We start from the raw sequence: 22193 nt of genomic DNA on the forward strand, positions 1-22193 counted from the left end.
GACTACCATGCCGCCGCTGGTTCCCGAACGGGACTAATAGGGAATCCGAGATGCTTGCACAGCATTGATCGGAACTGCCCCCGCAACTGTAGGTGCCGAGCCTGCTCCACGACTGCCACTGGGTGAACCCGGGAAGGCCGGAGCCAGGTGATGACGCATCAGTCAGGAGACCTGCCGGCACAGTGACTACTAACCGGCGGGGTGTCCGGGAAGGACATCGTGCCGTGCGCGTCTTCGATTGCTGCCCGGCCTTGCGCGGTTGCCCTGACCGCGTTCGATGGTGTGTTTCCAGACCGTACTCTCCCGCTCCCCGTACGGTTCCCTCGGAGACTGCCCCATGCTGCTGCCCCGCATTGCCACCCTCATCACCGGCCTGAGCCTTTGCGCCCTGGCGCAGGCGGCACCGACTGTCTATCCGCTGACGATCGAGAACTGCGGCAGCACCCTGACCTTCCCGCAGGCCCCGACCCGCACCGTGACCATCGGCCAGGCCGGCACGGAAATGCTCTACGCCATGGGTCTGGGCGACAAAGTCGTCGGCACTTCGCTGTGGTTCAACAACGTGCTGGACAAGTACAAGGCGCAGAACGACCGGATCGAGCGCCTGGCCGACAACGAGCCGAGTTTCGAATCGGTGATCGGCAAGCGCCCGCAACTGGTCGCCGTGGAGCTGGAATGGATGGTCGGCCCGCAAGGTGCGGTGGGCACTCGCGAGCAGTTTCATGAGCTGAAGATTCCGACCTATCTGCTGCCTTCCGATTGCGAAGCCAAGGACAACCTCGTCGGCGCCGATGGCACGCGGCTCGCACCGTTTCGCATCGACTCGATTTACAAGAGCGTGAGCCAACTGGCGCAAATCTTCGATGTGCAGGATCGTGGTCAGCAGCTCAACGACGAACTCAAGGCCAGCCTCGCCAAGTCGATTGCCACCGCCCAAGGCAAACAACTGAAGGACGCCAGCGCCCTGGTATGGTTCTCCAGCGCACAAATGGACATCGAACCGTTCGTGGCCGGGCACAAAGGCGCTCCCGACTTCATGCTCAGCACGCTCGGCGTGCGCAATGTGGTGGCGTCCGATGAAGAGTGGCCAACGGTCGGTTGGGAAACCATCGCCAAGGCCAATCCGACCTTCCTGGTCATCGCGCGCATGGATCGTCGACGCTTCCCCGCCGACGACTATGAAAAGAAACTCGCCTTCCTGCGCAGCGACCCTGTCACGCGCAACATGGACGCGGTGAAACACAACCGCATCATCATCCTCGACGCCATGGCCCTGCAGGCGAGCCTGCGCATGTTCGAGGGCATCGAACAATTGGCCAAGGCCATCAACGGCTATGACCTGCCGCGATGAGTGCCAGCCTGATCCGCACGCTCGTGGCCCTGGCGACCCTGTTGATTGCAGTGATCGCCGGCGTGGCCATTGGTGAAACCTCGATTGAACCCGGCGTGGTGTGCCAAGTACTGGCCAACAAATTATGGGGCGCCGGGCACGTGCTCGACCCCATCGATGAAGGCATCGTCTGGAACTACCGCCTGACCCGCGCATTGGTCGCGGCGGCATGCGGTGCCGGGTTAGCCACCTGCGGGGTGATTTTGCAGTCGCTGCTGCGCAACCCGTTGGCCGATCCGTATCTGCTGGGCATTTCTGCCGGCGCCTCGACCGGGGCGGTGTTGGTCGCGCTGCTTGGCGTCGGTGCCGGGTTGATCTCGCTGTCGGTCGGTGCCTTTGCCGGCGCCGTAACGGCGTTCGTGCTGGTGATTGTGCTGGCGCGGGTCAGCGGCTCGGCCAGCGGCACCGGGCAGATCATTCTTGCGGGGATCGCCGGCTCGCAGCTGTTCAACGCGCTAACGGCGTTTCTGATCACTCGCTCGGCCAGCTCCGAACAGGCCCGCGGGATCATGTTCTGGCTGCTGGGCAATCTTGGTGGGGTGCGCTGGCCGTCGGTGTGGCTGGCGGTGCCGGTGGCCGTGTTGGGGTTGGTTGTGTGCCTGTGGCATCGGCGGGCGCTGGATGCGTTTACCTTTGGCGCGGATTCGGCGGCATCGCTCGGCATTCCGGTGCGGCGTGTGCAGATTCTGTTGATTGGCTGCGCAGCGCTGGTGACGGCGGTGATGGTGTCGATTGTCGGTTCGATCGGTTTTGTCGGTCTGGTGATTCCCCACGCCGCGCGCCTGTTGCTCGGTACGGGTCATGCGCGGTTGCTGCCGGCCAGTGCGTTGGGCGGCGCGGTGTTTCTGATTGCCGCCGACGTGCTGTCGCGCACGCTGATCAAGGGCCAGGTGATTCCGGTCGGAGTGATTACCGCACTGGTCGGCGCGCCGGTGTTTGCCTTGATTCTGATTGGCCGCAGGTCCGCACGATGAGCGGTGTTTTGAGTTGTTCCGGCCTGAGCTTCCGCGTACGCGGCGCCGAGTTGCTCAACGGTGTCAGCCTCGACGTCCGGCGCGGAGAAACCCTGGGTATTGTCGGGCCGAATGGCTCGGGCAAATCCACTCTGCTCAAACTTCTGGCCGGCCTGCGCGAACCGAGTGCCGGCGAGGTGCTGCTCGACGGTCAACGCCTGGGCAAAATGGCCCGGCGCAGCATTGCGCAAAAACTCGCGGTGGTTGAACAGCAGGCTGACACCGACGACGGCATTCGCGTGTTCGATGCGGTGGCGCTGGGGCGCACGCCCTGGCTGTCGGCGCTGCAACCGTGGTCGAACGCAGACGACGCCATCGTCCAGCAGGCACTCATCGACGTTGACGCGATGCACTTGCGCACGCGTCTGTGGCGCAGCTTGTCCGGCGGTGAACGGCAGCGCGTACACATCGCCCGGGCATTGGCGCAGCGGCCGCAGATTCTGTTGCTCGACGAACCGGCCAATCACCTCGACATTCAGCATCAACTGACCATTCTCAACGTGGTGCAGGCGTTGCCGGTGACCACGCTGATCGCACTGCATGATCTTAATCAGGCATTGAAATGTGATCGTCTGGCGGTGCTGGAGCGCGGGCGGCTGGTGGCGCTGGGCGCGCCGCTGGAGGTGCTGACACCGCAGCGTTTACAAGAGACATTCGGGGTCAGGGCGCATTACCTGACGGACCCGTTTGATGGGGCGCAGATTCTTCGATTCCATTCATGACGCTGTGCATGTGCGTGGTCTGCCAGACCGGGTCAGCGTCGACATCGATAATGTCGAAACCTTGTCGCTGCCAGAACTCGATGGCGCCCGGCAGAAATGGATGGGTGTGCAGGTAGATCACCTCGACTGCGTCGGCGAGCGCCAGATCCTTGAGTGATCGATACAGTGCACCGGCCAACCCTGAACGTCGCTGCGATGGCAGGACGAACAGGCGGACGATTTCCACCACTTTAAGGTACGGATAAGGCAAGTGCGGGAAGCGTCGGTCGTAAGGAAGATAGCCGATCGAGGCCACGATCTGCCCTTCATGGCGAGCGATCAGAAAGCGCCCTGCCCCACGCAGATAAACCTCGGCAAAACGCGCCAGATCGTCGGGCATGCCCGTCGCGCTGAGCTTGGGGAAAAGCTCGGCACGGGCGCTTAGAACAAAATCCAGCACCTCGGGAATGTCTGCGTCGGACACGGCCTGGATAACGGGTTGATCACTCATGTAACGGCAAACACCTGGGATGCGGCTGGGCACAGTAGCAACTGCGGGCCCCGTGAGGCCATCCAAAATCGCCTGACTTACACAAAACCCTGTGGGAGCGAGCCTGCTCGCGAAGGCGGCAGATCATTCAACAATGATGTTGACTGACAGGACGCTTTCGCGAGCAGGCTCGCCCCCACAGGTGTTGTCGTTGGAGTGAGAAAACCGGAGCAATGCTCCGGTTTGTTGTCAGGCCAGCTCTTTGCGCAGTTGCCGGGCAGCGGTGACCATGTGCACCAGCGCCGCTTCGGTCTCCGGCCAACCCCGGGTTTTCAAACCGCAATCCGGGTTGACCCACAGCCGCTCGGCGGGAATCCGTTTGGCAGCCTTGCGCAGCAGATTGACCATTTCCGAAGCATCCGGGATGCGTGGTGAGTGAATGTCGTAAACGCCCGGGCCGATTTCGTTCGGGTAAGCGAAGGCTTCGAAGGCGTCCAGCAATTCCATGTCCGAGCGCGAGGTTTCGATGGTGATCACATCGGCGTCCATGGCGGCGATGGACTCGATCACATCGTTGAACTCGCTGTAGCACATGTGCGTGTGGATCTGCGTTTCGTCGCGTACACCCGAGGCGCACAGGCGGAACACCTCGGTCGCCCAGTCCAGATAAGGCTGCCACTGCGCCTGACGCAACGGCAGACCTTCACGGAACGCAGCTTCGTCGATCTGCACGATCTTGATGCCGGCGGCTTCCAGATCGACCACTTCATCGCGGATCGCCAGCGCCAGTTGCCGGGCCTGCACTTCACGGCTGACATCTTCACGGGGGAACGACCACATCAGCATGGTCACCGGCCCGGTCAGCATGCCTTTCATGACCTTGTCGGTGAGGCCTTGGGCGTAGCGGATCCACTCGACCGTCATGGCTTTCGGGCGACTGAGGTCGCCGAAGATCACCGCCGGTTTCACACAACGTGAACCGTAACTCTGCACCCAGCCAAACCGGGTGAATACGTAGCCGTCCAGTTGTTCGGCGAAATACTCGACCATGTCGTTGCGCTCGGCTTCACCGTGCACCAGCACATCGAGGCCCAGACGCTCCTGAATTTCCACCGCGTGGCGGATTTCGCTGTGCATCGCTTCGGTGTATTCAGCTTCGGTCAACTTGCCTTGTTTGAATGACTGGCGAGCGAGGCGGATCGATGCAGTTTGCGGGAACGAACCGATGGTCGTGGTCGGGAACAGCGGCAGATCCAGGCCAGCGCGTTGCTTGGCGATACGCTGAGCAAACAGCGATTGACGCTGACTGTCCTTGGCCGTGATAGCGGCAACCCGGGCTTGCACCGCAGGTTTGTGAATGCGCGGCGAAGCAGCACGAGCGGCCTGCACCGAACGACTTTCGGTCAGTGCTCGCAGCACTTTCGGCGCTTCCGGCTCATTGACGGCCTGCGCCAAAATTGTCACTTCTTCGCACTTCTGGACGGCAAAAGCCAGCCAGCTTTTCAGTTCGGCATCGAGTTTGTCTTCACGGCCCAGATCCACCGGGCTGTGCAGCAGCGAGCAGGACGGCGCGACCCACAGACGCTCACCCAGACGTTCATGGGCATGGCGCAACGTCGCCAAGGCGTTTTCCAGATCGCAACGCCAGACGTTACGCCCGTTGACCACGCCCAGCGACAACACTTTGTAGGCCGGCAGGCGATCAAGAATGGTCGGGTACTGTTCCGGCGCGCGGACCAGATCAATGTGCAGACCATCAACCGGCAGGTTGGCAGCCAGGCCGAGGTTTTCTTCCAGACCACCGAAGTAAGTCGTGAGGAGTTTTTTCAGCGGATCACGCTGAATCTGGTTGTAGGCACGCTCGAAAGCGTTCTTCCATTCCTGCGGCAGGTCGAGCACCAGGATCGGCTCGTCGATCTGCACCCATTCCACGCCTTGGGCGGCGAGACGCGCGAAGATCTGGCCGTACAGCGGCAGCAAACGATCGAGCAAGTCCAGCTTGTCGAATTCCGCGCCCTTGGCCTTGCCCAGCCACAGGTACGTCAGCGGGCCGATGATCACTGGTTTGACGTTGTGGCCCAACGCACGGGCTTCTTCGACCTCTTCGAATAACTGCTCCCAACCCAGTTGGAACTGTTGATCCGCGCTGAATTCCGGGACGAGATAGTGGTAGTTGGTGTCGAACCACTTGGTCATTTCCTGAGCGTGCGCACCGCCGCAGCAACTGTCGCTGACGCCACGGGCCATGGCGAACAAGGTTTGCAGACTGGCCTTGCCGTCGTGCGGACGAAAGCGCTCCGGGATCACGCCGAACATCAGCGAGTGGGTCAGGACCTGGTCGTACCAGGCGAAATCGCCGACCGGCAGCAGCTCGATACCGGCGTTTTTCTGCAAGTCCCAATGAGCTTTGCGCAGCTCGCGACCGACGTCACGCAGGCCAGCCTCGTTCAGTTCTCCTTTCCAGAACGCCTCTTGCGCTTTCTTCAGTTCGCGGTCGCGACCGATGCGCGGAAATCCAAGGGAATGGGCCAGTGCCATAACAAACAACTCCAATGTCCTGTTGATGGCGGCCATTGTCGGCATCGGTCACTGGTGAGACAAACTCATTTTAATCTTGTTGAACACGAGATCTCCTCATGATCAGTTAGTTGCTGTCGGCTGCAGAAAATGCCTTCGCGAGTGCAGGATATTCATTTGCAGATCAAGCTTTTCATCACGCAAAGACGCCCTTTGGAAACTCAATGGCGCCTCTGTGTAAACGCACTCGATTCATTCCTTCAAGGTCGCTGATTTGGTTCTATCGTTAGATCGAAATGGCTGTATTTGCGGCTGACTAAAGGTTGCGACAGCTGATGTCTGCGCCTATGTTGCACGCGAGTCTTTTCCCCGCGATTGGAACGCGATCAACACCATTAAGAGGTGAAGAAATGTCAAAGGAATCACGCCCTGCCGTACTTGGGCTGATAGGCAACACTCCGCTGGTTCAAGTCACTCGTTTCGATACTGGCCCGTGCACACTGTTTCTCAAACTTGAATCGCAGAACCCCGGCGGTTCCATCAAGGACCGCATCGGTCTGGCCATGATCGACGCCGCCGAACGTGATGGTCGTCTGCAACCCGGTGGCACCATCGTCGAAGCCACCGCCGGCAATACCGGCCTGGGTCTGGCACTGGTTGGCCGCGCCAAAGGTTATCGCGTGGTGCTGGTGGTGCCGGACAAAATGTCCACCGAGAAAGTCCTGCACTTGAAGGCCATGGGTGCCGAAGTGCACATCACCCGCTCCGACGTCGGCAAGGGCCATCCCGAGTATTACCAGGACGTCGCCGCACGTTTGGCAAAAGACATTCCCGGCGCTTTTTTCGCCGATCAGTTCAACAACCCGGCCAACCCGCTGGCCCACGAATGCAGCACGGCGCCGGAGATCTGGGCGCAGACCGAGCATGATCTGGATGCCATCGTCGTCGGCGTCGGTTCGGCCGGCACGCTGACGGGCCTGAGCCGCTTCTTCAAACGCGTGCAGCCGGACCTGGAAATGGTCTTGGCCGATCCGGTCGGTTCGGTGATGGCGCAATACAGCCGCGACGGCTCTCTGCCCAAGCCCGGTTCATGGGCCGTGGAAGGCATTGGCGAGGACTTTATTCCGTCGATCACCGACCTCTCCAGCGTGCGCCACGCCTACTCGATCAGCGATGAAGAAAGCTTCGCTCACGCCCGTCAGTTGCTCAAGGCCGAAGGCATTCTCGGCGGCTCGTCGACCGGCACCCTGCTCGCTGCGGCGCTGCGTTATTGCCGCGAACAGACCGAGCCGAAACGTGTGGTCAGCTTCGTTTGTGACACCGGTACACGCTACTTGTCGAAGGTCTACAACGACCAGTGGATGACCGATCAAGGCCTGTTGCAGCGCAAGGGTTACGGTGATCTGCGTGACCTCATCGCTCGACGTTTCGAGGACGGCCGGGTGATCAGCGTCGGCCCTGACGACACCCTGCTCACCGCGTTCCAGCGCATGCGCCTGGCCGATGTCTCGCAATTGCCGGTGCTGGTGGACGGCAAACAACTGGTCGGGGTGATCGACGAATCCGACATCCTGCTGGCGGTGCACGAAGACGCCGCCCGCTTCAGCCAATCGGTGTCCAGCGTAATGACCGACAAGCTACAGACCCTCGCCCCTGGCGCCAGCCTCGCCGAACTGGAAGCGGTGCTCAGCCGTGGCCTTGTCGCGATCATCGCCGATGCATCGGGCTTCCATGGCCTGATCACCCGCACCGACATGCTCAACCAATTACGGAGATCCCTCGCATGAGTCATCACGACGATAAATCCCAAGGCTTCGCGACCCGGGTGATCCACGCCGGGCAGGAGCCGGACCCGACCACCGGCGCGCTGATGCCGCCGATCTACGCCAACTCCACGTACCTGCAAGACAGCCCCGGCGTGCACAAGGGTTTCGATTACGGGCGCTCGCACAACCCGACGCGGTTTGCCCTGGAGCGTTGCGTGGCGGATCTTGAAGGCGGCACCCAGGCGTTTGCCTTTGCTTCCGGGCTGGCAACGATTTCCACGGTGCTCGAACTGATCGATGCCGGTTCGCACGTGATCTCCGGCAATGACTTGTACGGCGGCACGTTCCGCCTGTTCGACAAGGTCCGTCAGCGCAGTGCCGGACACCGTTTCAGCTACGTCGATCTGACTGACCTGGCGGCGTTCGAAGCGGCGTTGCAGGACGACACACGACTGGTGATTGTCGAGTCACCGACCAACCCGCTGCTGAGCCTGTCGGACCTCGCCGCTATCGCCCGTATCTGCCGCGCTCGCGGGATCATCAGCGTGGCCGACAACACCTTTGCCAGCCCGTATATCCAGCGACCGCTGGAACTGGGTTTCGACATCGTGCTGCACTCGACCACCAAGTACCTCAACGGTCACTCCGATGTGATTGGCGGCATCGCCGTGGTTGGGCAGAACGCTGAACTGGCGGAAAAACTGGGCTTCCTGCAGAACGCTGTGGGCGCGATCGCCGGGCCGTTCGACGCGTTTCTGACCCTGCGCGGGGTGAAAACCCTGGCACTGCGCATGGAGCGTCATTGCAGCAATGCGCTGAATCTGGCGCAGTGGCTGGAACAGCAGCCGCAGGTCAAACATGTCTACTACCCAGGACTGGCGTCGCATCCGCAGCATGAGTTGGCCAAGCGCCAGATGCGCGGTTTCGGCGGGATGATTTCCGTCGACCTGAACAGTGATCTGGACGGTGCGCGGCGCTTCCTGGAGAACGTGAAGATCTTCGCCCTGGCGGAAAGTCTCGGTGGCGTGGAAAGCCTGATCGAGCATCCGGCGATCATGACCCATGCCACCATTCCGGCTGATACCCGGGCAAAACTGGGCATCGGCGATGGTCTGGTGCGTCTGTCGGTGGGCGTTGAAGACGTCGAAGACCTGCGCGCCGATCTGGCGCAGGCACTGCAATCGATCTGACCTGGCAAGAACGACAAAGCCCGCACGAAGCGGGCTTTGGTGTTCGAGCAGGCGGCCAGTGCTGGTCTCTGGCTTACAAGGTTTATCGGGCTTCCCACAGTACCGGGCCAAATTGAAAAGGTACGGCCTCGGCTGCTTCACACGGCATAAGGGCTGGATCTCAGCGCGGAGATCTTTCTAACCGTGTACCTTTCGGAGCGCGCCCCACGCCCCCTTGCTATCCGATTGCGCATCAGTCTGCGTCTTCGCCTACACCTTTGAGCCTAGCAAAGGCTCGCCAGCGCGACTCAGTGTTTTTAGACTGATTCGAGCTTTGCCCGAGTCGGGCAGGAAGAGAAGCGCCTAACGCCCGTCGCTCCCCGCCGCACTAGCACATTTGTGCTAATCGACCGCCCTGCCAGGTGGCGTTATATTCCTCGGCACCCCTCGATGCTCCTCAACGTTGCCAGTTCGCAGCGTACGGGATCGTTGTGCCTGGAAATCAGAACAACACCAAGGAAGAAACACCATGAAACTCCATGCGAACCTCTGCAAGATCGCCCTGGCCGGCGCTGTACTGCTCGGCGTGGCCGGCTGCCAGACCGTCAAACCCACGGAAGCGAGCATGAAAGAACGTGCTCAGACGGTGATCGGTAAACCAGTGTCGAAAATCGACAACATCCGCAACGACAGCACCCTCACCTACTACACCGCCTACACCCCGGCCGGGGAATACAACTGTGAATTGCCCAGCGGCGTCATCATCGCCGTGGCGAGCATGGGCATCATGAAGCCGCCGCTGTCGTGCCTGCCAAAAGGCGCTTCGCCAATCCCACTGCAATAATTTCCCGCCCGGTAAAGGACTCCGTTTGCCCATGAAAACCCTGATCGCAACACTCACCCTCAGCGCCCTTTTCCTCACTGGCTGCGCCACGCCAAAACAATGGGAAGCCACTGGCGGCAGCAAAAACGACGGCATCGTCCAGGTTTCCTATGAACTTGGCCAGTTCGAAAGCGGCGAGACCAGCGCCGAACAGGGCCTGACCGTCGCCACACAACGCTGCAAGACCTGGGGCTACAAAAACGCCGAGGTCACCGGCTCGGAGAAAAACATCTGCCGCACCATGGGCCAGTACAACTGCCTGCAGACCACCATCACCCAGGATTACCTGTGCAAACGCTAGACGCTTGACCCTGTAGGAGCTGTCGAGTGCAACGAGGCTGCGATCTTCTGATCTTGCTCTTCTGATTGACATCAAAAGATCGCAGCGTGCCGCAGCTCCTACACGGTTTGGGTTTCGCAGTCGCGCAGCGTTCGTAGGGTCGCGCGCAGTTCGGCCGGGCGTACCGGTTTGGACAGGATGGCAATCTGGCGGTCATGCAGGGCTGCCTGGATTTTTTCCACGTCATGCCCGGTGATGATCATCGCCGGTACCGCCCAGCCCCTTTGCCTGCGCACATCATCGATGCATTCGATACCGGTGGCGTGGGTGCCTAGGTCATAGTCGGCGACGATGATGTCGCAGTCGGTGACCAGATCCCGCGCAGTCAACTCGGCCTGAACCACACAGCCCCAACGTTCCAGCAACGCTGACGTCGCCAGCAGCACGTTGCGGTCGTCCTCCACCAGACACACCTTCAGCCCGGTCAGCAAACCGACCTGTCGCGCCTCTTCGCGATTGACCGTCAAGGGCGGCGGCGCGGCGATCGGCAAGCCGTACAAGGTCACCGCGGTTCCCCGCCCGGACTGCGAACGCAGGGCAACACCGACCCCCATCAATTCACCCAGACGCTTGACGATCGACAGACCCAGGCCCACGCCTTCGACATCTTTGTCGCGCACTTGCCGTATCCGATAAAACTCCTCGAACACCTTGGCCAGATGTTCTTCGGCGATACCGTTGCCGCGGTCACAAATCACGATGGCCAGCCCAGCCCCGCGGCGACGCACGCCGATCAAAACCGGCCGATGCGCACCGTATTTGAAGCAGTTGGAAAGCACGTTCTGCACCATGGTTGCCAGCAACGCCGGATCGCTGCACACCCAATATTCACAGGGCCGCAAGCGCAGTTCCACGCCCGCCCAACGCGCCGCTTCGGCGTTCTGACGAATCAGGTCTGCCAGCCATTCACCCAAATTGAAGATTTGCAGTTTGGGCAGGACTCGCCCGTTGTCGAGGGTGTACAGATCGAGAATCGAGCGGAACAACTGCGAGACGTTGAGCAACGAACGATCGATATTGTCGACCAGGCGTCGCTCCTCATCGCCCAGACGCGATTCACGCAGGCACGCGGTAAATAGCCCAATGGAGTGAATCGGCTGGCGCAGGTCATGACTGGCTTGCGCGAGAAAACGCGACTTTTCCAGATTTGCCGCAACCGCTTCCTCGGAGGCCTTGCGCGTGCGCTCCAGCAGCAAGTGCGCGTAAAACGGGATCACCGTGCTGGTGATCATCAGCATCAACACCATAAACGGTTGCGCCTGCCACACCGGTGTCAGCCGATAGACACACAGCAGCGACAGCAACGCCAGCGCCGTGGCGATTGCCAGGTAGCGCGAGCCATAACGCATACCGTTGCCGAGGTTGACCCAGACAATCACCGCGTACAGCGGCAATGCCGCCTCACCACCGACCACCAGACCGAAACAGGTACCGGTGTAATCGTGGATCATGGCGAAGATCCGCCGTACCGGGTAATGCCCGGGCCAGCGCACAATCGCTTGGCGCAGCACAATCGAGGCCAGCAAAAACAGGCCGATGTAAGTGACCACCGGCAAATAGGTATCGAAGCGCTGCCCCGGCAAAAAACCGAGGACGAGCATGTAAACCACGGCAATCGCGGCGATGATAATGCGCAGATTGGCCTGGTCGAGTTCGGTATTTTTCTCGAACTTCACGGGAAACGTCCTTGTGCGGTATTCGTCAGATTCAGAAGCAGCCTACAGGCAACATTTGCGCCCGGTGTTAAGGTGCACGCATTGAGCAACGCCTGACCCAGGGAGGGTCATGCCATGACATGCCGAATTATCATAGCCGACGATCACCCACTGTTTCGCGAAGCGATGCTGCGCACGGTCCAGCGTTTGCTGCCCGACGCCATCGTCGACGAAGCCGGCGATCTCGACGCGGTGCTCGCACTGCTGCCGTCGGGTGACGAGCCGGACACGCTGATGCTGGACCTGCGTTTTCCGGGCCTGACCTGCATCAGCCAGCTCGCCGGGCTGCGCCAGCGCTTGCCACGCACCACACTGATCGTGGTGTCGATGGTTGATGATGAGGCGTTGATCAGCGAGGTCATGGCCGCCGGTATCGACGGTTTTATCGGCAAGAACATCGCCCCCGAGGAAATCGGCCAGGCGATTCTGGCGATTCGAGAAGGTGAAGTGCTGGTGAAGTTCGCGCCGTCAGGGCTGCTGCCGCTGGAAACCGCCACCGCCCTCACGCCCCGGCAGCAAGACGTGCTGCGCTTGATCGCCCAAGGCAAGACCAACAAGGAAATCGCCCGTGAACTGGATATTTCCCCGTTCACGGTGCGCATTCATGTGTCGTCGTTGTTGCGCACGTTGAACGTGCCCTCGCGGGCGGCAGCCGTGAAATACGCAGGAACTCTGTAGGAGCTGCCGCAGGCTGCGATCTTTTGAGTTTGTTTTTAAAAGACAAGATCAAAAGATCGCAGCCTGCGGCAGCTCCTACACGTAGACGGTGTGTTATGGATCGACCTGCGCCATCAACTCCGGCACCGACTCGGGGCGTTTGGCGTAGCGCTGAGCCAGCACCGCACAGACCATCAACTGGATCTGATGGAACAGCATCAACGGCAGAATCAACACGCCAATCGTGCTGCCGGCAAACAACACCTGCGCCATTGGCACGCCGGTGGCCAGACTCTTTTTTGAGCCGCAGAACAGAATGGTGATGCGATCTTCCTGGCTGAAGCCGAATGCCTTGCCCAACAGCGTCGACGCCAACAGCACCAGCGCCAGCAGAATGCAGCAGACCACCACCAATCCCAGCAGATCAACGACCGGAATCTGATGCCAGATGCCTTCATTGACCGCCTCACTGAACGCGCCGTAGACCACCAACAGAATCGAGCCCTGATCGACGAACTTCAGCCAGTTCTTGTTACGCCCCACCCACGCGCCGATCCAGCGCCGGACGATCTGCCCGGCAATGAACGGCAGCAGCAATTGCACGCTGATCTTCAGAATCGCATCCAGCGTCGAACCGCCATCACCGTGTACGTTGAGCAACAGCGTGACCAACAACGGTGTGAGGAAAATCCCGAACAGGCTCGATGCCGCCGCGCTGCAAATCGCCGCCGGGATATTGCCCCGCGCCAGAGAGGTGAAAGCGATCGCCGATTGCACCGTGGCCGGCAGTGCGCACAGGTAAAGCATGCCCATGTACAACTTGTCGCCGATCAGCGGTGACAGCAGCGGCTTGAGCGCCAGACCCAGTAACGGGAAAAGTACAAACGTCAGGCCGAACACCAGCAAATGCAGGCGCCAGTGACCGGCGCCGGCGATGATTGATTCGCGGGAGAGTTTGGCGCCGTGGAGGAAAAACAGCAGCGCGATGGCGATGTTGGTCAGCCAGCCGAAGCCGACGGCGACCTGGCCGCTGGCCGGCAGGAAACTGGCCAGCAGTACGACGCCGATCAGCGTCAGGGTGAAGTTGTCAGGCAAAAAACGTGGGCGAGTCATGGTCGGTTCATCCGGGGGTTGCCAGGGCGTGCCGACGACTCTAACGTGGCTGCGAATTACCGACTAACGCCGAAGGGCCACAAGATGCCGCCTAAAGGACATGAAAAAAGCGTCCGTCGCAGCATTCCCGGGCTTCCCAGCCTGCCGCGTCCACTCTACGGGCGCACCGAATCGCTGCCCAATCGCGCCCTGACCCGGCGCCACAGCCACCCATGGGTGCAGTTGTCCTACGCGATTCAGGGGGTACTGGAAATACAGACCAGCGCCGGCCGCTTCGTCGCCCCGCCCGAGCGCGCAGTATGGATTCCGGCGGGTGTGCCGCATCGGGTGTTCAGCTCGCCGCACACGGAAATGCGCAGCCTCTACATCGATTGCAGCGTCGCCGGATGGGCGCTTGAGCGCTGCCATGTGCTGGGCGTCAGCGATCTGCTCCGGGAATTGATCCGTGCGTTCAGTCAGGTTCCGGTGGAATACGATCAGAGCGGCCCACACGGACGTCTGGCCCAGGTGATCCTCGATCAACTGGCCGAGGCGCCGCAGATCGACCTGATGCTGCCGTTGCCACAAGACCCACGCTTGAAACAGATCTACCAGAGCCTTGAACAGCATCCAGAACAGCAGACCACGCTAAGCCACTGGAGCGAGAAGTTCGGTGTCACCGAAAAGACCCTCACCCGCCTGTTCCTGCGCGACACCGGCCTGACCTTCCGCGCCTGGCGCCAGCGTCTGCGCCTGCTCGGTGCGCTGACGCCGCTGGAAAAAGGTGAACGCGTCACCGACGTCGCGCTGGCCTGTGGTTACGACTCGACGTCAGCGTTTATTGCAGCGTTTCGCCAGCAGTTTGGGGAGACGCCGGGGGAGTTTTTTCGCTGATCCGCGATCATCCACGGGGTCAATACTTCGTTAAAACCGAAATCCAACCCAGAAATAAACGATTTTTCTTTCGCGCGAATACGTCGCTAGCATGACCTCGTCTGACCCTAATACAACCAGAAAGAGGGAGCGTGACATGCCAGAAACGAACATCAATATCGGCGAACCGTGGATGTGGGGCGCCTTCATCGTCTTCGTACTTGCGATGTTGGCCCTGGACCTTTTTGTATTCGGCGGGCGCAAGGCGCATCGGGTTTCAGTGCGAGAAGCCTCGGCTTGGGTCATTGCCTGGTGCTTGCTGGCGCTGAGCTTCGCCGGGCTGCTGTGGTGGTATCTGAACGGGGAGTTCGGCGGCGAAATCGCCCGGCAGAAAACCCTCGAATTCCTCACCGGTTATCTGATCGAGCAATCGCTGTCGATCGACAATATGTTCGTCTTCGTGATGATCTTCAGCTACTTCGCCGTACCGCCGGAGCTGCAGCGGCGGGTGCTACTGTACGGCGTGCTCGGGGCCATCGTAATGCGCGCGGTGATGATTTTTGCCGGGGTGTGGCTGGTGTCGCAGTTCGAGTGGCTGCTGTACGTGTTCGGCGTGTTCCTGATCATCACCGGGATCAAGATGCTGGTGTTTGCCGACCATCAACCCGATCTGGAAAAGAATCCGTTGCTGCGCTGGGTGCGCGGGCATATGCGCATCACCAGTAGTTTTCATGGCGAACGGTTTTTCGTCCTGCAGAACGGCGTGCGCTGGGCCACCCCGATGTTCCTGGTGCTGGTGCTGATCGAGGCCAGTGACTTGATGTTCGCGGTCGACAGCATCCCGGCAATCTTCGCCGTGACGACTGATCCGTTCATTGTCTTCACTTCGAATATCTTCGCGATCATGGGCCTGCGCGCGCTGTATTTCCTGCTGGCAGACATGGCCGACCGCTTTCATCTGCTCAAGTATGGGCTGGCGATTGTGCTGGTGTTTATCGGCGGCAAGATGGTGTTGATGCCGTGGTTGCACATGCCGGTGGAGTGGTCGTTGGCGGTGGTGGGCGGGGTTATTCTGAGTTCGGTTTTGCTGAGCCTGGTGACCACCAGAGAGAGCGAACGCAGCACTGAATGACACACCACAAAACCCTGTGGGAGCGAGCTTGCTCGCGAAGGCGTTGGACCAGTCAACATCGAAGTTGAATGACTCACCGCTTTCGCGAGCAAGCTCGCTCCCACATTTGGATTGCGGTGACGGTTACTTATCGGACTTGATGCTGGTCCACACACGTGTCCGCACACGCTCGAGTTTCTGCGGCAACGGCTGCACAACGTAGAGTTTTTTCAGCGCTTCCGGGGTCGGTGTCAGGTTCGGGTTGTCAGTGATTTCCTTATTGATCAGAGGAATCGAATCCTTGTTCGCATTCGGGTAACCGAGGAAGTCGCTGATCGGTGCGATCACTTTCGGATCGAGCAGGTTGTTGAGGAACTCATGCGCTTCCTCGACGTTCTTCGCGCTTTTCGGAATGGCGAAGGTGTCGAACCAGATCGGCGCGCCTTCTTTCGGCAAGCGCCAGTCGACCACTACGCCGTTTTTCGCCTCTTTGGCGCGGTTGCCGAACTGATAGAAGCTGCCGGAGTAACCGATGGCCACGCAGATGTCGCCGTTGGCGATGTCGGTCATGTATTTGGCCGAGTTGAAGTAGGTCACGTACGGGCGAACCTTGAGCATCAGCTCCTTGGCTTTTTCATAATCGGCGGGGTTCTGGCTGTTCGGGTCGAGGCCCAGGTAGTGGAGGGCCAGCGGCAGGATTTCTGTCGGCGAATCAAGCATCGCTACACCGCAGGATTTGAGTTTTTCCATGTTCTCCGGTTTGAACACCAGATCCCAGCTGTCCACCGGCGCGTTGTCGCCCAACGCCGCTTTGACCTTGGCCGGGTTGAAGCCGATCAGCACGGTGCCGACCATGTAAGGCACGCCGTACTGGTTGCCCGGATCGTTCTTGCCCAGCAGTTTCAACAGTTCCGGGTCCTGGTGGCTCCAGTTCGGCAGTTTCGATTTATCCAGCTTCTGAAACACGCCAGCCTTGATCTGCGTTTCAAGGAACTGGTTCGACGGCACCACCAGGTCGTAACCGGAATTGCCGGTCAGCAGTTTGGCTTCGAGGGATTCGTTGGTGTCGAAGGTGTCCCAGGTCACTTTGATGCCGCTTTTTGCGGCGAAATCCTTGGGCACGGACGGCAGGATGTAGTCCGCCCAGTTGTAGACGCGCAGTTCGCGCTGCTCAGCCTGGACAGCGCCGGCCAACAGCGTCAGCCCACACACAGTGGCACCCAGAATACGTTTCATCGTGACCATGGTTGTTCCCCAAAAGGCAGCGTGAGTTCGATGGTTTTTATGTTCTGTACACGGCAGCGGCTGTAAAGGCAGCCAAGGAATAAAAGGTTCAGCGTCTGGTTGTGGCTTTGATTCTTGCTGACAGCGTAGCCGGAGCACAGTGGGGGATGGGCCAAAAGGGGATCGATGTGGCCAATTTGATTGACCGCCGGGATGCGGAAACAACATTGCCCGGCGAATGGCCGGGCATTGTCGTGAAGCGGATCAGTTCAGTCGGTGTAACCCAACCTCGCCGCCCTGCTCTGCTGAGTCTGGCCGCGTGTCGCCAGGCAGTAATACAACGGCACGGTGACCACCAGGCCGACCAGCCAGGACAAGTCCGCGCCCTCGACCAGATTGGCGTACGGCCCGACGTACAGCGAGGTGTTGGCGAACGGTAACTGCACGAGGATGCCGATAAAGTACGCAGTGATCGCGTGCAGATTGAAGCGCCCGTAAACCCCGCCATCGGCGCGGAAGATCGAGGCGATGTCGTAGCTGCCGCGCTTGATCAGGTAGAAGTCGATCAGGTTGATCGACGCCCACGGCACCAACACCAGCAGCAACGCCAGAATCAAACCGATGAACTCGGAAATGAAATCCGCCGATGCACCCAGCGCAACCACGCAGCAACCCGCGAGCACCAAGCTCGACAACACGACGCGCACCTTGATACTCGGCGTCCATTGGCTGGCGAAGGTCTGGATCGAGGTGATGATCGACAGCACCGCGCCATACAGATTCAGCGCGTTGTGGCTGATGATATTCAGCAGAAACAACACCATCAGAATCGGCCCGAGCCACCCGGTCGATTGCTTGACCGCGACCATCGCTTCGGTGCCTTCCGGGGTCGCCAGCACCGCAACGGCGCCAAAGCTGAACGACAGAATCGTGCCCAGCGTCGCGCCCAGATAAGTCGCCCAGAACGGCTTGGCAATGCCGATATCCGCAGGCAGGTAGCGCGAGTAATCGGACACGTACGGCGAGAAACTGATCTGCCAGATGATCCCCAGCGACACCGTCGCCAGCCAACCGGACAGGTTGAAGCTGCCACGGCTAAGAAAATCCGCCGGCAAGTCATGGGCAAAGATATAGATGAAACCGGCGAGCAACGCGCCACCCATCACCCACGTACCGATGCGATTGAGCGTGTGAATGAAGTTGTAGCCGATCACGCCAATCGCCGTAGCGGCGAGTGCACCGATCAGAATGCTCAGCGGCGCCGGCACCGAGGGCGCGATGCCAACGATGGATTTACCGGCCAGGACGATATTGGAAATAAAGAAACCGATGTAGATCAGCGCTGCGAAAAACACGATCAGCAGCGCGCCGTAACGACCGAACTGGCCGCGACTCTGGACCATTTGCGGAATGCCCATGCGCGGGCCTTGCGCCGACGCCAGCGCAATCACTACACCGCCAATCATGTGCCCCAGCGCAATCGCCAGCAGCCCCCAAAGCAAATCGAGATGGAACACTTGAACCACCATGGCGCCGGTGACGATGGGCAGTGGCGCAATGTTGGTGCTGAACCAAAGAGTGAACAGGTCGCGGGCCTTCCCGTGGCGTTCCGCGAGTGGGACGTAGTCGACCGTATGGTTCTCGATCAACGGATCTTGCCGGGACATCTGGGACATATGCATGAACTCGAGTTTGTCTGTTCTTATCGTTGTATGAAGCCAAACCGGGGGGACTCTCTGGCCGCCCCTCAGATGCAGACCATATTATGGTATTCCAAACAATTCACAAGACTGATCCGTAGTTTACGGCGCCAACTGATACGCCATCCTCGCTGAAACAGCCGCTTGCAGACCAGCCGAAAGCCCCGTGAATGCTGAGTTTCCGACGAACGCGGCACGTTTATCGGTTCAGCTTAAAAGCCCTTGCAAAGATTGAATACTGGTATACCATCAGACCAACAAACACATAAAAATAGCGTCACAACACCCGAGGACCGACCAATGATCGATGCCGCCATCTACAAACAAGTCATGGGCTCGTTCCCGTCCGGCGTAACCGTTATCACCACCCTGGACGATGACGGTCAGATTGTCGGCCTGACGGCCAGCGCGTTCAGCTCGCTGTCGATGGACCCGGCGCTGGTGCTGTTCTGCCCCAACTACAGCTCCGATTCGTACCCGGTACTGATCAAGAACAAGCGTTTTGCGATCCACGTTCTGTCCGGCGGCCAGCAAAGCGAAGCCTACGCCTTCGCCCGCAAAGGCAAGGACAAGGCACAAGGCATCGAATGGACATTGAGCGAACTGGGTAACCCGATCCTGGCCAACGCGACAGCTATCATCGAATGTGAGCTGTGGCGCGAATACGAAGGCGGCGACCACGCCATCATGGTCGGCGCGGTGAAGAATCTGATCGTTCCCGAACAGCACACCGGGCCATTGGTGTATTGCCACGGCAAGATGGGCGCCCTGCCCGTCCTGGCCTGATCAAAACCTCCAGCCCTATGCAAATCAAATGTGGGAGCGAGCCTGCTCGCGAAGGCAGTGTTACAGGCCACGCAGCAAGCGACTGACACAGCGCGATCGCGAACCGCTCACTCCCACCGATTTTTGTAGCCTCAACAACAAAAAATCCGAGGAAGCGTCATGAAATTTTCCCTGTTCATCCACATGGAACGCTGGGACGAAAGCGTCAGCCACCGCCAACTGTTCGAAGACCTCACCGAACTGACCCTGATAGCCGAGGCCGGCGGTTTCAGCACCGTGTGGATCGGCGAACACCACGCCATGGAATACACCATCTCGCCAAGCCCGATGCCATTGCTCGCCTACCTCGCGGCCAAAACCACCACCATTCACCTCGGCGCCGGCACCATCATTGCGCCGTTCTGGCACCCGTTGCGCGTTGCCGGTGAATGCGCGTTGCTCGACGTCATCAGCAACGGTCGCATGGAAGTAGGCCTGGCCCGTGGTGCCTATCAGGTTGAATTCGATCGCATGGCCGGCGGCATGCCCGCCTCCAGCGGTGGCCAGGCACTGCGTGAAATGGTTCCAGTGGTCCGCGCCCTGTGGCAAGGCGACTACGCCCATGACGGCGATATCTGGAAATTCCCCACCTCCACCAGCGTGCCAAAACCAATTCAGAAGCCCAACCCGCCAATGTGGATCGCCGCCCGCGACCCGGATTCGCACAACTTCGCTGTGGCCAACGGCTGCAACGTGATGGTCACACCGTTGATGAAGGGCGACGAAGAAGTCCTCGACCTGAAGAACAAGTTCCAGACCGCGCTGGACAACAATCCAGACGTGCCGCGTCCGCAACTGATGGTGCTGCGCCATACTCATGTACACACCGCCGATAACCCGGATGGCTGGAAAGTCGGCGCGAAAGCGATCTCACGTTTCTACCGCACCTTCGATGCCTGGTTCGGCAACAAGGAAACCCCGGTCAATGGCTTCCTCGCGCCGAGCCCGGAAGAGAAGTTTGCCGGGCGTCCGGAGTTTGAGCTGGAAAGCCTGCACAAGACGGCGATGATTGGTACGCCGGAGGAGATCATTCCGCGGATCAAGTACTACCAGGAACTGGGGGTGGATGAGTTCAGTTTCTGGTGTGACAACAGCTTGCCGCATGACGAGAAGAAGAAGTCGTTGGAGCTGTTTATCAAGCATGTAGTGCCGGCGTTTCGGTAAACGCCTGCTGGCTCGGTCCAGTAAATGAAAACGCCCCGGCAGAGTTCGGGGCGTTTTAGTTTTACGTCGGCTCATCGTCCCAGAAATTTCCGGCGGGTGCGTATTGTCCATCTCGGAAAACAGCGCACCAACCAAAGCTTCGGTAGAACATTTCAAGATCAATGATCTGGTAAAGGCCTTCGCTGATTTTACTCAAGGTAATCAGACTATTGGCATAGTGGGTGTATTGACCACCCGCCCCGGCGACCGCACGTCGTTCCAGTTCCTCACGACTCCAGCCCGATACGATCCCGGATGATTCAGGGACTGTATCCGAGAAGGAAATTTCGAATTGCGTTGAAACCTTGCAAAGGCAGGGAATCCGTTGCTGTCTGAGCAAATCATCGGAGATCAGGTTGTCAGGGAAATGAATGTGTAATTTCAAATGGCTCAGGCTCCGATGAGGCTACGCTGACCCGGCCGGGTGACATCGTAAACATGCTGCTCGCAACCCTGCCCAACAAACTGAAACTCCACCAGGTAGACCTTGCTTCGCTCCGGGGTAAAAGTACTGTTCAGCGGCCCGCAGCTATAAGTATTGCCGGTACCCATGCCGTTGGAACGCCCCGACACCTCGAAGGGTTCGTCGGCATTGGCTTGCGTTTCCAACTGAGGGAAGTGTTTGAACGTGGCGCTATTGGCCGCTTCGCTAAATTTGGCGATCCAGCCGAATACCTTGCCCCGCCCGGAATCCACCACAGTACCCAGCACTTCCATTCGCCGATCGGGATCTGCAGCACGGCGGACCGAGAACTCGACAGGGTACGTGTAACCTGTCGCTTTCATGATGACTTTGGCGTGTTGTGCATCTGCCATAGCCGTTTTTTGCTGAAGTTGTACACCATCCTTTAAAAGACTGGGAGAAGAGTCTCTGAGGTTGGAGTGGCAGCCTGCAATCAGGAAAACCAGTGAAAGCAAAAGTCCCGCTCTAATCACTTTTTATTACCCTGTAAAGACTTAGCGGGCAGACTTATCGAGTTCAATAAACCTGCCCTGCAGCAATCGTTAAATAATGTCTAAAAGCTTTAAGTCCGACTCGACCTGCACAGCATCTTGCTCAGACAACTGTGACATAAGAGACGCTAACCCATGCACCTCAATAATCCCTTTTATATGGTCAACCGAAAAATCAAAAGCGACCTTGGGTTCTCTTCCCGCCGACAACACAAGCCCGGCAGTCTGCAGCATTAGCTTTTCAACTGGAGTAACAAAACTTTCTTCCATCTCATTTAATGCATAGCCGACTTCAAGTTCCCCTTCAACCCAGGAAAAACCTGATTTTTTGTTCTTCCTGATCTTAGTCCTGCAGTAAATTGGATAGTAGTAAAACACTCGCTGCATTATTTCTTTATAACTTAAAATCGCTGACATGATCAGTCTCTCAAGATAAACGGGACAGCCCCTGAGGGATCCCCACAAATCTACTCCAGGCTCTGCGCCTGATGATGCACCTCATCGCGCAGAGCTTTCTCCAATCTTTCCCAGTCTCCGCTGCCTCCGAACTCTGTGCACCTGCGCCAGTAT

General features: G+C 59.2%; 21 protein-coding genes and 1 riboswitch. Of the genes, 12 read left to right on the plus strand and 9 right to left on the minus strand.

Annotation, left to right across the window (positions count from 1 at the left end; all coding sequences use genetic code 11):
- Window positions 1-193, plus strand: a riboswitch (cobalamin riboswitch).
- A gap of 144 nt (window positions 194-337) precedes the next feature.
- The 3 genes from M9827_RS10865 to M9827_RS10875 are packed head-to-tail and all read left to right on the plus strand — an operon-like array spanning window position 338 to window position 3125.
- Window positions 338-1351 (plus strand): ABC transporter substrate-binding protein, encoded by a 1014-nt coding sequence (locus M9827_RS10865; protein WP_250605435.1) that lies wholly within the window; start codon window positions 338-340, stop codon window positions 1349-1351.
- Between the two features lie 8 nt (window positions 1352-1359).
- Window positions 1360-2364 (plus strand): FecCD family ABC transporter permease, encoded by a 1005-nt coding sequence (locus tag M9827_RS10870; protein WP_250605480.1) that lies wholly within the window; start codon window positions 1360-1362, stop codon window positions 2362-2364.
- Window positions 2361-3125 carry an ABC transporter ATP-binding protein gene (locus M9827_RS10875; protein WP_250605436.1) on the plus strand — a complete coding sequence of 255 codons (765 nt, stop codon included), beginning with the start codon at window positions 2361-2363 and terminating at the stop codon, window positions 3123-3125. The genes M9827_RS10870 and M9827_RS10875 overlap by 4 nt, the downstream gene beginning before the upstream one ends.
- Here the strand turns inward: M9827_RS10875 and M9827_RS10880 are convergent.
- Window positions 3064-3615 (minus strand): GNAT family N-acetyltransferase, encoded by a 552-nt coding sequence (locus tag M9827_RS10880; protein ID WP_250605437.1) that lies wholly within the window; start codon window positions 3613-3615, stop codon window positions 3064-3066. The genes M9827_RS10875 and M9827_RS10880 overlap by 62 nt on opposite strands.
- Before the next feature lie 228 nt (window positions 3616-3843).
- Entirely contained in the window at window positions 3844-6132 is a 2289-nt protein-coding gene (gene metE / locus M9827_RS10885) for a 5-methyltetrahydropteroyltriglutamate--homocysteine S-methyltransferase (RefSeq protein ID WP_250605438.1), read from the minus strand.
- Window positions 6133-6521: 389 nt separating this feature from the next.
- Between metE and M9827_RS10890 the strand changes: the two genes are divergently transcribed.
- The 4 genes from M9827_RS10890 (at window position 6522) to yecR (ending at window position 10230) form a co-directional block, all read left to right on the plus strand.
- Window positions 6522-7898, plus strand: a complete 1377-nt coding sequence (locus M9827_RS10890; protein ID WP_250605439.1) for a pyridoxal-phosphate dependent enzyme — start codon at window positions 6522-6524, stop codon at window positions 7896-7898.
- The gene (locus tag M9827_RS10895) at window positions 7895-9067 is read left to right on the plus strand and encodes a cystathionine gamma-synthase (RefSeq protein WP_250605440.1); all 1173 of its coding nucleotides are present in this window, start codon (window positions 7895-7897) and stop codon (window positions 9065-9067) included. Before M9827_RS10890 ends, M9827_RS10895 begins: the two co-directional genes overlap by 4 nt.
- Before the next feature lie 508 nt (window positions 9068-9575).
- Window positions 9576-9890: a hypothetical protein gene (locus M9827_RS10900; RefSeq protein WP_250605441.1), complete on the plus strand. Its 315-nt coding sequence runs from the start codon at window positions 9576-9578 to the stop codon at window positions 9888-9890.
- A 31-nt stretch (window positions 9891-9921) separates the two neighbouring features.
- On the plus strand, window positions 9922-10230 hold the full coding sequence (gene yecR / locus M9827_RS10905) for a YecR family lipoprotein (RefSeq protein WP_250605442.1): 309 nt from the start codon (window positions 9922-9924) through the stop codon (window positions 10228-10230).
- Between the two features lie 98 nt (window positions 10231-10328).
- Here yecR and M9827_RS10910 read toward each other — a convergent pair whose 3' ends face one another.
- Window positions 10329-11945, minus strand: coding sequence for an ATP-binding response regulator (locus M9827_RS10910; RefSeq protein WP_250605443.1), 1617 nt, complete (start codon window positions 11943-11945; stop codon window positions 10329-10331).
- 114 nt (window positions 11946-12059) lie between these two features.
- On the opposite strand from M9827_RS10910, the gene M9827_RS10915 reads away from it, so the two are divergent.
- On the plus strand, window positions 12060-12662 hold the full coding sequence (locus M9827_RS10915; protein WP_250605444.1) for a LuxR C-terminal-related transcriptional regulator: 603 nt from the start codon (window positions 12060-12062) through the stop codon (window positions 12660-12662).
- A 93-nt stretch (window positions 12663-12755) separates the two neighbouring features.
- On the opposite strand, the gene M9827_RS10920 is transcribed toward M9827_RS10915, so the two are convergent.
- Window positions 12756-13754, minus strand: coding sequence for a bile acid:sodium symporter family protein (locus tag M9827_RS10920; RefSeq protein ID WP_250605445.1), 999 nt, complete (start codon window positions 13752-13754; stop codon window positions 12756-12758).
- An 84-nt stretch (window positions 13755-13838) separates the two neighbouring features.
- On the opposite strand from M9827_RS10920, the gene M9827_RS10925 reads away from it, so the two are divergent.
- Both M9827_RS10925 and M9827_RS10930 read left to right on the plus strand, forming a co-directional pair.
- Entirely contained in the window at window positions 13839-14627 is a 789-nt protein-coding gene (locus M9827_RS10925) for an AraC family transcriptional regulator (protein WP_250605446.1), read from the plus strand.
- A gap of 136 nt (window positions 14628-14763) precedes the next feature.
- A complete protein-coding gene (locus M9827_RS10930) occupies window positions 14764-15738 on the plus strand; it encodes a TerC family protein (protein WP_250605447.1) in 975 nt (324 codons plus the stop codon).
- A gap of 123 nt (window positions 15739-15861) precedes the next feature.
- Here the strand turns inward: M9827_RS10930 and M9827_RS10940 are convergent, their stop codons facing one another.
- On the minus strand, window positions 15862-16962 hold the full coding sequence (locus M9827_RS10940) for a polyamine ABC transporter substrate-binding protein (protein ID WP_250605448.1): 1101 nt from the start codon (window positions 16960-16962) through the stop codon (window positions 15862-15864).
- A 248-nt stretch (window positions 16963-17210) separates the two neighbouring features.
- Window positions 17211-18617 (minus strand): purine-cytosine permease family protein, encoded by a 1407-nt coding sequence (locus M9827_RS10945; protein ID WP_250605449.1) that lies wholly within the window; start codon window positions 18615-18617, stop codon window positions 17211-17213.
- 324 nt (window positions 18618-18941) lie between these two features.
- Here M9827_RS10945 and M9827_RS10950 point away from each other — a divergent pair, with 324 nt between their 5' ends.
- Together M9827_RS10950 and M9827_RS10955 are read left to right on the plus strand one after the other, a co-directional pair.
- On the plus strand, window positions 18942-19427 hold the full coding sequence (locus M9827_RS10950) for a flavin reductase family protein (RefSeq protein WP_003225754.1): 486 nt from the start codon (window positions 18942-18944) through the stop codon (window positions 19425-19427).
- Between the two features lie 159 nt (window positions 19428-19586).
- Window positions 19587-20630, plus strand: a complete 1044-nt coding sequence (locus tag M9827_RS10955) for an LLM class flavin-dependent oxidoreductase (protein ID WP_250605450.1) — start codon at window positions 19587-19589, stop codon at window positions 20628-20630.
- A gap of 61 nt (window positions 20631-20691) precedes the next feature.
- On the opposite strand, the gene M9827_RS10960 is transcribed toward M9827_RS10955, so the two are convergent.
- From M9827_RS10960 to M9827_RS10970, 3 genes are all read right to left on the minus strand, one after another.
- The gene (locus M9827_RS10960; protein WP_250605451.1) at window positions 20692-21054 is read right to left on the minus strand and encodes a hypothetical protein; all 363 of its coding nucleotides are present in this window, start codon (window positions 21052-21054) and stop codon (window positions 20692-20694) included.
- A gap of 5 nt (window positions 21055-21059) precedes the next feature.
- Window positions 21060-21587: a hypothetical protein gene (locus M9827_RS10965; RefSeq protein WP_284676807.1), complete on the minus strand. Its 528-nt coding sequence runs from the start codon at window positions 21585-21587 to the stop codon at window positions 21060-21062.
- An 87-nt stretch (window positions 21588-21674) separates the two neighbouring features.
- Window positions 21675-22040: a hypothetical protein gene (locus tag M9827_RS10970; RefSeq protein ID WP_250605453.1), complete on the minus strand. Its 366-nt coding sequence runs from the start codon at window positions 22038-22040 to the stop codon at window positions 21675-21677.
- Window positions 22041-22193: the final 153 nt, after the last annotated feature.

This window comes from Pseudomonas sp. AKS31, assembly GCF_023634765.1.
Classification (GTDB): Bacteria; Pseudomonadota; Gammaproteobacteria; order Pseudomonadales; family Pseudomonadaceae; genus Aquipseudomonas.